This window comes from Chitinophaga sp., assembly GCF_036569125.1.
Lineage (GTDB): Bacteria > Bacteroidota > Bacteroidia > Chitinophagales > Chitinophagaceae > Chitinophaga.
The window spans coordinates 1-10,549 of record NZ_DATCRF010000300.1 but is presented as its reverse complement, the minus strand read 5'-3'; the positions used below and the strand labels follow the sequence as shown (position 1 = coordinate 10,549).

The window sequence follows — 10,549 nt, the reverse complement described above, 5'->3', positions numbered from 1 at the left end:
TTCCCTGCAGGACCTGAGCACCCGCCAAATGAACATGGTACGCTATTTTAAGACGCCGGAGCCGGTGCGGGAGATCAGTTTGGTCACTCACCGCTTTTTCATTAAACAGGCGCTGATCGGGGCCTTTAAAAAGGAAATACTCTCGCAGGTACCGGAGAAAATGAAAGTACAGAAACAGAGAAGAGTAGTGGATATTGTTCCGGAGAAAGCAGAAAGCTGAAAGCTGAAAGCATAAAGCATAAAGCTGAAAGCATAAAGCATAAAGCCAGGTACATCGCTTAAAGTAGTGGTAATAAAAAAGCATAAAGCTCATGCAGTGATTGCAGGAGCTTTATGCTTTTTGCTTTATGCTTTCCGCTTACTTCGCGGGCGTGTAATACTTCATTGCCTCCGGCATCAGCTGTTGCAGCTGCTGTACGCGGCGGGCATCACTGGGGTGGGTGCTTAAAAGCTCCGGTGGTTTTTGTCCGCCGCCGGTATTGGCCATACGCTGCCAGAAGGGAATAGCTTCCTGCGGGTTATAACCGGCCATCGCCATAAAGATCACGCCCAGGTGATCGGCTTCCAGCTCGTTCTGGCGGGAAAAGGCCATCAGCCCCACATTACCGCCCACGCCAAAGGATTGTAAAAAGATGTTCTGCGCCTGCGGGTTGCGGTTCAGCGCTACGGAACCGGCTACCTGGATGCCCTGCGCTATCAGGCCCTGGCTCATACGCTCATTACCATGGCGGGCAATGGCATGCGCAATTTCATGGCCCATTACGCAGGCCAGCGCAGTCTCATTCTGCGTAACCGGCAGCAGGCCGGTGTACACTACTACCTTACCACCCGGCATACACCAGGCATTTACTTCCTTATTATTTACCAGGTTAAATTCCCATTTGTAAGTGGAGATCTCTTTGCCCGCGTTATGATCGTTCATATAACGGGTTACCGCACCGGCTATGCGTGAGCCTACCCTTTTAACCATTTCAGCATCTTTACTGGCCGCAGGGGAAACCGCTTTGTTCTCTGTTAAAAAGGTCTGGTACTCCTGCAGTGCCATAGACTGCATTTGACTTTCGGGGATCAGGTTCAGCTGACTGCGGCCGGTAATAGGCACCCTGGTACAGGCAGCCATGAATCCCAGGCCGGCAGTTAAAAATAAAACAGTCTTTTTCATGGGTGAAGTCATTTGTTTTTTCTTGAACCAACTATACCAACTCCTACGCTACAGGTTCGCATATTTCTGAATAACAATCCAGGATGATTGTAAGTTGGTGTAATGGCAAAAATACTTAGAGCAATCGGTATGCCAAACAAACGGGGTCAGCAAATTTTTGGGAATCATGCAAAACCGCTATCAAAGCAGGTATGCAGGTTGCTCTTTTATAAAAAAGAACCACCTGCACTACCTGGCAGTGATATTTGACTGTGTATATAAATAAGTGGAACTTATATCAAAGGGAAGATGATCAGGGTTTACGGCGGAAACCCCTTCTGTTCTTGAACAGCGGCACCTTGTTCTCGTTACCGGTAAGCAGGCGCGCAATGTTCTTCTGGTGGGTTAATACCACCATTAAGGCTACCGCTATGGCAAAAATGCGGTAAAAAACCTCCGGCTCATTAAAAATGTAAAGGATCAGGATCGGGAATGCAATACTGGCTATAATAGAGCTCAGGGATACATACCTTGTAAAGAACAGGATCATTAAGAACACGCCTACACAACAAACGGCTACAATCGGCTGTATGGCCAGCACCAGCCCAAACAGGGTGGCAATACCTTTACCGCCTTTGAAACCGGCCCATATCGGAAAAATGTGGCCTACAACAGCGGCCAAACCTAAGCCGATCTGGAAGTTTACGAGCTGTGTTAAATGATCTGAGTTCTGATAATAGGGTAAAAGATAGGAAAGCCTGACTGCTATAACTCCCTTCAGCATATCCACCACCATTACAAAGGTTCCGGCTTTTGGGCCCAGTACACGGAAAGTATTGGTAGCACCGGCATTGCCGCTGCCATACTCCCGTATATCCATACCAAAAACCCCTTTGCTAACCCAAACGGCGGTAGGCACTGATCCTATGAGATAGGCACATATAAGGAATAACAATTCTATCATCACAATAAGTTAGAATGCTAAGATAACGAAATTCTGCGCCAAAATTAATAAAATATTATTTTTTTCTTTAACACGAAAGTTGAATAATTCTTGTTTTTTATGATTGTTAAATATAATTATTTTTTCACTCCGCTACCAGTCTTATTGCCAGCCAATTATCCTTCTCCACCTGTTCCAGCCTCTGCAGGCCTGCTTTTGCGGCATTTTCTAAAATTATTTTTTCATCCTGGGTCATGATACCACTTAATAACAGCTGTCCACCCGGGCTCAGCAGCCTGCGCATGTCTGTCATGAATTGCAGCAGAATGTTACGGTTAATGTTAGCGAGTATGATATCGTAGGGTCCTTTCAGATCCGCCAGGCTATCGGCCTGCCAGATGTTTACATCCACCTGGTTGCCGGCTGCATTTTCCTTACTATTCTCTACCGACCAGTCGTCGATGTCAATAGCATCTGTTTGTGCGGCGCCCATTTTTTGCGCCAGTATAGCCAGTATGCCGGTGCCGGTGCCAAAATCAAATACCTTTTTGCCGGCAATATCCAGCGGTTGCATAAGCTGGATCATGGAAAAGGTAGTGGCATGGTGCCCCGTACCAAAAGCCATTTTAGGCGTGATCACTATTTCATGCTCCAGGGTTTGTGTAAAGGGTGCATGAAAACCTGCACGTATGCCGCAAAAGCTGCCTACAACCACCGGTTCAAAATTGCTTTCCCACAGGGCATTCCAGTTCTCCTGCTTAATTTCCTCTTTCGTATAGGTAATACCGTAAGGCTGCAGCAGGTTATCCAGTGCTGCAACATCAAAATCTGTGGTGGGTATGTAAGCAACCAGGGTACCCGGCCGCTCTTCAAAGCCTTCGTAACTGATCTCGGTAAGCTGCGCTACCAGCACATCTGCAAGCTCAGGTGCACAGGCAATGGTGATGGCGATATGTGACATAGAGCAAATATAATTACGAATGGGTCAATTACGAATTACGAATTGAGTGCATCATATGTAAGTGTTATGCATTTATGTGCAGTACCACTCTGATGATGAACCTAATTCGTAATTCGTAATTCGTAATTAAATAATTCGTAATTAAATATCTGAGTATTCTGTTGGATACAGGAACATAATATCCTGGTGAGATACATTATGCTGGTACTCCGGCATAGCGGATAATTGCTTCCAGGCCGGGTCGCTGCCAAAGGATTTCCAGTGCGCCTCGCGGGCAGCTTTATTTTCAAAAGTGGTCAGGTACATGAGGTTGGGCATATGGCTGCCGCTGATCACCTCTCCATAAAACACGGCGTTAAAGTTCAGGCGTTTGAAAATGCCTACTTCATCGCCTTTATTAAACATTTGTACCTTATTGCGGTATAATTTTTCGGTGGGACCTTCGTAGCTGCGCAGCTCATAGATGCGCTCTTTCTTAGGGCCGGTGAGCGCCGGCAGCTCCAGCTGCGGATGTGCCGTAAAGGCCTGCAGCAGGATGGTTTCCATCCTCGTATAGGGGGCGGCGTTATAGGCCGCATCCAGGTACTCCGCGCCGGCCGATCCATGTTCCTTACTGGCAAACAGCTGTTCCGGCAGCTGCTGGAACTGTTCCAGGCGCTTGTAAGGTATCAGCACATAAATACGGCGGTCTGCAGCCGTATCATTGCCTACCGGCTTAAATACGCCTACTTTGGAAATGCCTGCCTTGTGCAGGGCAGGTAAAAAGGCCTGTTCAAGGTAATGATCTACTGTGCTTTCCTGTGCAGCATCTTTCACATGGTAAACCCTGATCTCGTAGAACTCACGCTGCGGCGGTTTTGCGGCAGCGTTAACAGATGATTGCAACATGCAAATGAGGATGGTGATACATAAGCCGAGGCTTCCGTTTAACGATCTCCTGAAGGATCTTGACATTGTACAGTGTAACATGAAATTTATAAATTGTAAAGCGGCAAACGGTTGTACAATTTAATAGTAAAGCCCAGATTTTCTCAGTGAAATATTACAAGCGGCAATATAATAGGGACTAATTGTTAAACGCTGGTTAACGCGCCGTTTTTTCCATAAAAAAAACAACCGCCCTGATGGAGCGGTTGCTTTCTATAAAAAGATCACTATTGTTTATTATTCGTCGTCACCGATAAACTGTGCAGGTGCATCATGTTCCGGTCTGGGAGGACGCGGGCCACGGTCGCGGTTATCACCACGGTCGCCACCACCACGGGGCGGACGGCCGCCACCGCCAAAGCGGTCACCACGATCACCGCGGTCGCCACGATCGCCCCTGTCAGGACGGTCGCCTCTTTCCGGGCGCTCAGGCCTTTCCACATAACCTTCCGGTTTCGGCATCAGCACACGGCGGCTCAGCTTAAATTTACCGGTTTTGGGATCTGTACCCACCAGCTTCACTTTTACCTTTTCGCCTTCTGACAGTACACCTTCCATATTTTCCAGGCGTTTCCAGGAAACTTCGGAAATGTGCAGCAAACCTTGTTTACCAGGCAGGAACTCAACGAACGCACCGTAAGGCATTACTGATTTTACGGTTGATTCGTATACTTCGCCTACTTCAGGAACCGCTACAATACCTTTTATCCAGGTGAGGGCTTTATCCAGGCCCTCTTTCTGTGCAGAGAAGATGCTTACTTCGCCGGTTTCCCCTACTTCTTCAATGTTGATAGTGGTACCGGTTTCGCGCTGGATCTCCTGGATCACTTTACCGCCGGGGCCTATCACAGCGCCAATAAATTCGCGGTCAATGATCAGTTTCTCCATGCGCGGTGCATGCGGTTTAGGTTCCGGACGCGGTGCAGGCAGGGTAGCATACATAGCTTCCAGGATGTGTAAACGTCCGCGCAGGGCTTGTGCCAGCGCCTGGCGCATTACATCCATGCTTAAACCATCTACCTTAATATCCATCTGGATACCGGTAATACCATCGCGGGTACCGGTTACTTTAAAGTCCATATCGCCCAGGTGATCTTCATCGCCCAGGATGTCTGTTAACACGGCCCATTTACCATCAGATGCGCGGGAAATTAATCCCATAGCCACACCGGATACGTGTTTAGGCAATGGTACGCTGGCATCCATCAGCGCCAGTGAACCGGCACATACGGTAGCCATAGAAGAGGAACCGTTGGATTCCAGGATATCGGATACTACACGCACGGTGTAAGCGTATTCGCTGCCCGGCATCATTTGTTTCAATGAACGCATGGCCAGGTTACCGTGCCCTACTTCCCTACGGCCGGGGCCGCGCATCGGTTTTACTTCACCGGTTGAGAAGGGAGGGAAATTATAGTGCAGAATGAATTTTGAATATTTGGAGGTAGCAGCGCTTTCGATCAGCAGCTCATCATCCGGTGTACCCAGGGTAACGGTGGTGAGGGATTGTGTTTCACCGCGGGTGAACAGGGCGCAGCCGTGCGGGGAAGGCAGCAGGTCCACTTCCATGTTCAGGGGACGTACCTGGTCCAGGCTACGGCCGTCCAAACGAACGGATTCGTCCAGGATCATGTTACGCACCACTTCTTTTTCCAGGCTGTGCAGGTATTTACCTACCAGGGGCTGGTCTTCTTCCGGCAGCTCAGCTACGTTCAGGAAAGTTTCCAGCTCTTCGCCGATCTGGTGGAATGCATCGCTACGTTCGTGCTTACCCATGGCAGCTTTAGCTACCTGGTGAATGCGCTCCTGTGCAAATGCAGCTATTTTAGCTTTCAGCTCTTCGTTAGTGTGGGGCTTTTCATACTCGCGTTTTGCAGTAACACCGGCTAACTGGCGCAGCTCTTCCTGTGCCTTAACCTGTGCCTGGATCGCAGTGTGTGCAACCTCGATGGCTTTGATCAGGTCTTCTTCGCTACATTCCTTGCTCTCACCTTCCACCATCATAATGTTCTTAGCCGTAGCACCTACGATGAAGTCCATATCGGCTTTCTCCATCTGTGAACGGGTAGGGTTGATCACCATCTCACCATCTACACGGCCTACTCTTACTTCAGAGATGATCTCCTGGATGGGCACATCAGATACCGCCAGGGCAGCAGAAGCAGCCAGGCAGGCCAATGCATCCGGTAATACTTCCGGATCGGAAGAAATAAGGGTTACCAGCACCTGCACCTCGCAGAAATAATCATCGGGGAACAGGGGGCGCAGTGCGCGGTCTATCAAACGGGAGATAAGTACTTCGTAGTCAGACAGTTTGCCTTCACGTTTAAAGAAGGAGCCGGGGATACGGCCTGCTGATGCAAATTTTTCCTGGTAGTCAACAGTAAGGGGAAAGAAACTTTGTCCTGGTTTTGGTTCTTTGTTCGCTACAACGGTAGCCAGTAATATACAATCGCCCAAACGTACGGTAACGGCGCCATCAGCCTGGCGGGCCATCTTGCCTGTTTCTATGGTTACGATGCGGCCGTTTCCTATATCTAATTTGACTGAAATAGGCGTTAGATTCATAATAAGTGAAGATTAAAAGGTATACCTAAAAAAAAACTATTCCCAACCTAAATGAAGTTGGGAATAGCGCTATAACATGAAAATCGTTATTTTCTGAGACCTAACTTCTCGATCAGTGCTCTGTAACCAGAGAGGTTAGTTTTAGACAGATAGGAAAGCAGGCGCTTTCTCTGACCTACCATTTTCATCAAACCGCGATTGCTGGCGAAATCTTTTTTATTAGCTTTCATATGGCCGGAAATGCTGGTGATACGCTCTGTCAGCAAAGCTACCTGAGCTTCTACAGAACCTGTATTCTTTTCGCTTCCACCAAATTCCTTGAATATATTGGCTTTCTTTTCAACAGTTAAGTAAGACATCTTAATAAATAATAAAAAATGATAAAGTTTTTTCGTCGCTATTTTTCCGGTGCAAAGGTAAATTGAATATTTGGAATTAACAATTTAACCCAAATTTCACCGGAATTAATAATTAATAATGAATAATGAATAATTATAGATAAGTGTTGTTCAATTAATTATTGATTCTTCATACTAATTGTTTAGGCAAAATTAATGGCCGCATTATCGGTCACCTGCCCGTTTTCTGTGCGCAGCACCCGGGAAGGGAACTTCTGCAGTACAATATAATCATGGGTAGCCATTACGATGGCGGTGCCATCTTCCCGGCAAATACGGAACAGGAGCTGCATAATACCGTCGGAGGTTTCCGGGTCCAGGTTACCGGTGGGCTCATCGGCCAGGATCAGCTTGGGGGAATTAAGCAGGGCACGGGCAATATCCACACGCTGCTGCTCGCCGCCGCTCAGCTCATAGGGCATTTTAAAACCTTTGGTGCCCAGGCCTACCTTATCCAATACATCGGCAATCTTATCTTCCATCTGCTTGGGATCCAGCCAGCCGGTGGCCTTCAGCACAAACTTCAGGTTATCATGCACATTACGGTCTGTGAGCAGCTGAAAATCCTGGAACACCACGCCCAGGTTACGGCGCAGGTAAGGCACTTTTTTCCAGTCCATTTTTTTCAGGTCAAAGCCTACTACCTGCCCGGCCCCTTCCCGCAGGGTAAGATCGCCATACAGGGTTTTCAGCAGGCTGGACTTACCGGTACCGGTTTTGCCGATGAGGTACACAAACTCACCTTTGTTCACCGCAATATTCACATCAGATAAGATCAAAGAGTTGCCCTGGTATATGTTAACGTTGGATAGTTGTAAGATCGGTTGCTCCTCCATTGTATAGTCCTGTATTTATTAACTGATTAACGCCAACAAAAATAAATGAATATAGTTGTCAACGGAGCATTTTATAAAAAAACTAATAAAATAGTTGTTAAACTAAATTATTAGTTATAAGTTTGGATAAATGAAATCATATGAGCACACCATCCGTAAAAACCCTTACCAAAGCTGAGGAACAGATTATGCAGGTGCTCTGGCAAAAAGGGCCTTGTTTTGTAAAAGAGGTGATTGAAGAGCTGCCGGAACCCAAACCCCATTACAATACCACCTCTACCCTGGTAAAGATACTGGTGGAAAAAGGCTTTGTAGATTTTAAGGCATACGGTAAATCGCACCAGTACTATGCGCTCATCAGCAAGGATGAATACAGCCACAAAACCGTAAAACAGCTGGTAAAGGGTTATTTCGAAGGCTCTTACAGCAACCTGATCTCCTTTTTCGTAAAGGAAAAAGACCTGAGTGTGAACGACCTGGAAAAACTGCTGAAACAAATTAAGGACGCTCAAAACAAATAAGCTATGGAACTGCTGCTCTCCTACCTGCTTAAGGTGATGGTATGCTCCGGCATCCTGTATGCCTACTACCACCTGGCCCTGCGTAACAACCGCTTTCACCAGTGGAACCGGTATTACCTGCTGCTGGCTACTTTGCTGTCGTTAACCCTGCCTTTGCTGCAATTACCCCCGCCTTTTGAAGGTAAGCAGGCGCCGGCCTTCAGCAATTATGCCACCCAGATCATTACCCTGCGTGAATTTATGATACCTGCCGCACCTGTTACTGTGGTGAATTACCTGGGAATATTACAGCTGGCCTATGGCGGGGTGGTGCTGCTGTTACTGGGCCGCATCTTATATGGCTGCTGGAAAATACAGCGGCTTATTCAACACAGCCGGGTACAGCACCTGCGCCCTTATCATTTTGTGCAAAGTGATAAAGTGCAAATGCCCTTCTCTTTTTTCCGCTACATTTTCTGGAGCGGAAATATTAATCCTGACAGTACAGACGGGCGGCAAATACTGCAGCATGAGCTGGCCCATGTAACCCAAAAACACAGCGTGGATAAGCTGCTGATGGAGCTGGTGTGCGCCATTGGCTGGGTAAATCCCTTCTTTCACCTGTTTAAAAGAGAGCTGGCCCTGGTGCATGAGTTCATTGCCGACCAGCAGGCGGCCGGCGGGCAGGCAGCGGATTATGCGCAGACTATTTTACAGGTAACGCTGCAAAGCAAACAGCTAACCTTAACCAATGACTTCTTTCATCCGCCTATACAACGCAGGATCAATATGCTTTTAACACAAAAATCAAATTTTACGCTCATGAAAAAATTCATTGTATTCCCAATACTGGCTGCCCTGGTTATTTTCATTGGCTGCCAGCAAAAGAATGATGCGGCTGCACCGGGCCCTAAAGAGATCACGATGGAAGAGCTGAAAGCGATGGATGCTAAACAGATCAAATTCATCAACGTTAACGGCAAAGACATGACAGTGACTACTGAAGATGGCATTAACTATCATGTTACAGATTATGATCCGGGAAAGCAAAATCAGAAAGTTTCTTCAGAACAAACTACTGACAAAGAAGTATTCACTTTTGTAGAGAACCCGCCGGTATATCCCGGTGGCGAACAGGCCCTGGCAGCGTATCTGGGCAAGAACATCCGTTACCCCAAAACAGCGCAGGAACAAAATATTACCGGAACCGTATTTGTGCAGTTTGTGGTACAGCCGGATGGCTCTATCAGTGATGTACATACCGTAGGCAGCCCTAAAGGCAGTGGTTTGGAAGAAGAGGCCATACGGGTGGTAAAAGAAATGCCTAAATGGACACCAGGCACGCAACGTGGCAGAAAAGTAGCAGTGCAGTTTAACCTGCCCATCCGCTACACGCTTGAAACATCTATGAACCTGATACGGCCCTTTATGCTGTTCGGCAAACAGGGTAATTGCTAAAAATAATTACGGCAGCTATTGTTGTGTAAACAGTAGCTGCCGTAATTCTCAACATAGCGTTAACCCCAATTTTTTTATTCATACACAAAGGCGCCATACTCACTCTGCACGGTTACTTTCTTTGCCGGCGCGGCTTCTACCCTTCCTACCACCTGTGCATCTATATTAAAGCCTTTGGCTATTTCAATAATACCTTCTGCAATATTTTCCGGTACATACAGCTCCATACGGTGCCCCATGTTAAATACCTTGTACATTTCCTGCCAGCTGGCGCCGGATTGCTCCTGTATTAAACGGAACAAGGGCGGGGCGGGAAAAAGGTTATCTTTTATTACATGCAGCTGATCTATAAAATGCAGCACCTTGGTTTGCGCGCCCCCGCTGCAATGCACAATCCCATCTATCTGCGGGCGGTATTTAGCCAGCACCTGCTGTATAACGGGTGCGTAGGTGCGTGTGGGTGATAACACCAGCTTGCCGGCATCTATGGCGCCGAAACCGGGAATATCGATCTTATCTGTGAGTGTTTTTTTACCGCTGAACACCAGCTCCTCCGGAATACCGGTATCAAAAGTATCAGGGTAGTCCCTGGCGATGGACTTGTTAAACACATCGTGCCGGGCAGAGGTAAGGCCGTTGCTGCCCATACCGCCATTGTATTCTTTTTCGTAGGATGCCTGCCCGTAGGAGGCTAAGCCTACTATTACATTACCGGCCTGTATGCGGTGGTTGGAGATCACATCGGCCCGTTTCATACGGCAGGTAACCGTAGAATCTACAATAATGGTGCGTACCAGGTCGCCCACATCGGCGGTTT

10 protein-coding genes and 1 pseudogene are annotated in these 10,549 nt (G+C 47.5%); 3 read left to right on the top strand and 8 right to left on the bottom strand.

Features of this window, described 5'->3' with window-relative positions:
- A pseudogene (locus tag VIM87_RS11095) lies at positions 1-220 on the top strand (hydrogen peroxide-inducible genes activator); the annotation flags it as partial.
- Between the two features lie 138 nt (positions 221-358).
- Here VIM87_RS11095 and VIM87_RS11090 read toward each other — a convergent pair.
- The 7 genes from VIM87_RS11090 to VIM87_RS11060 form a co-directional block, all read right to left on the bottom strand.
- Positions 359-1,162, bottom strand: coding sequence for a M48 family metallopeptidase (locus tag VIM87_RS11090; RefSeq protein WP_331997055.1), 804 nt, complete (start codon positions 1,160-1,162; stop codon positions 359-361).
- Between the two features lie 292 nt (positions 1,163-1,454).
- On the bottom strand, positions 1,455-2,105 hold the full coding sequence (gene plsY / locus VIM87_RS11085) for a glycerol-3-phosphate 1-O-acyltransferase PlsY (RefSeq protein ID WP_089920993.1): 651 nt from the start codon (positions 2,103-2,105) through the stop codon (positions 1,455-1,457).
- A 124-nt stretch (positions 2,106-2,229) separates the two neighbouring features.
- Entirely contained in the window at positions 2,230-3,045 is an 816-nt protein-coding gene (gene prmA / locus VIM87_RS11080) for a 50S ribosomal protein L11 methyltransferase (protein WP_331997054.1), read from the bottom strand.
- Between the two features lie 141 nt (positions 3,046-3,186).
- Positions 3,187-3,933: an NIPSNAP family protein gene (locus VIM87_RS11075; RefSeq protein ID WP_331997053.1), complete on the bottom strand. Its 747-nt coding sequence runs from the start codon at positions 3,931-3,933 to the stop codon at positions 3,187-3,189.
- Positions 3,934-4,209: 276 nt separating this feature from the next.
- Positions 4,210-6,540: a polyribonucleotide nucleotidyltransferase gene (locus tag VIM87_RS11070; RefSeq protein WP_331997052.1), complete on the bottom strand. Its 2,331-nt coding sequence runs from the start codon at positions 6,538-6,540 to the stop codon at positions 4,210-4,212.
- A gap of 86 nt (positions 6,541-6,626) precedes the next feature.
- A complete protein-coding gene (gene rpsO, locus VIM87_RS11065) occupies positions 6,627-6,899 on the bottom strand; it encodes a 30S ribosomal protein S15 (RefSeq protein WP_089920999.1) in 273 nt (90 codons plus the stop codon).
- 182 nt (positions 6,900-7,081) lie between these two features.
- Positions 7,082-7,774 carry a cell division ATP-binding protein FtsE gene (locus VIM87_RS11060; protein ID WP_331997051.1) on the bottom strand — a complete coding sequence of 231 codons (693 nt, stop codon included), beginning with the start codon at positions 7,772-7,774 and terminating at the stop codon, positions 7,082-7,084.
- Positions 7,775-7,914: 140 nt separating this feature from the next.
- Here VIM87_RS11060 and VIM87_RS11055 point away from each other — a divergent pair, with 140 nt between their 5' ends.
- Both VIM87_RS11055 and VIM87_RS11050 read left to right on the top strand, forming a co-directional pair.
- The gene (locus VIM87_RS11055) at positions 7,915-8,295 is read left to right on the top strand and encodes a BlaI/MecI/CopY family transcriptional regulator (RefSeq protein ID WP_217601491.1); all 381 of its coding nucleotides are present in this window, start codon (positions 7,915-7,917) and stop codon (positions 8,293-8,295) included.
- Positions 8,296-8,298: 3 nt separating this feature from the next.
- Positions 8,299-9,732 (top strand): M56 family metallopeptidase, encoded by a 1,434-nt coding sequence (locus tag VIM87_RS11050; protein WP_331997050.1) that lies wholly within the window; start codon positions 8,299-8,301, stop codon positions 9,730-9,732.
- A 74-nt stretch (positions 9,733-9,806) separates the two neighbouring features.
- Here the strand turns inward: VIM87_RS11050 and VIM87_RS11045 are convergent.
- Positions 9,807-10,549 (bottom strand): AIR synthase-related protein (locus tag VIM87_RS11045; RefSeq protein ID WP_331997049.1); only part of this gene is annotated, 743 nt, incomplete at its 5' end.

Excerpts from the sequence above, each read along its gene's own strand:
- VIM87_RS11050 (WP_331997050.1), top strand. The coding sequence starts at position 8,299 with ATGGAACTGCTGCTCTCCTACCTGCTTAAGGTGATGGTATGCTCCGGC.
- prmA (WP_331997054.1), bottom strand. The coding sequence starts at position 3,045 with ATGTCACATATCGCCATCACCATTGCCTGTGCACCTGAGCTTGCAGAT.
- VIM87_RS11070 (WP_331997052.1), bottom strand. The coding sequence starts at position 6,540 with ATGAATCTAACGCCTATTTCAGTCAAATTAGATATAGGAAACGGCCGC.
- VIM87_RS11055 (WP_217601491.1), top strand. The coding sequence starts at position 7,915 with ATGAGCACACCATCCGTAAAAACCCTTACCAAAGCTGAGGAACAGATT.
- rpsO (WP_089920999.1), bottom strand. The coding sequence starts at position 6,899 with ATGTCTTACTTAACTGTTGAAAAGAAAGCCAATATATTCAAGGAATTT.
- VIM87_RS11090 (WP_331997055.1), bottom strand. The coding sequence starts at position 1,162 with ATGAAAAAGACTGTTTTATTTTTAACTGCCGGCCTGGGATTCATGGCT.
- VIM87_RS11060 (WP_331997051.1), bottom strand. The coding sequence starts at position 7,774 with ATGGAGGAGCAACCGATCTTACAACTATCCAACGTTAACATATACCAG.
- VIM87_RS11075 (WP_331997053.1), bottom strand. The coding sequence starts at position 3,933 with ATGTTGCAATCATCTGTTAACGCTGCCGCAAAACCGCCGCAGCGTGAG.
- plsY (WP_089920993.1), bottom strand. The coding sequence starts at position 2,105 with ATGATAGAATTGTTATTCCTTATATGTGCCTATCTCATAGGATCAGTG.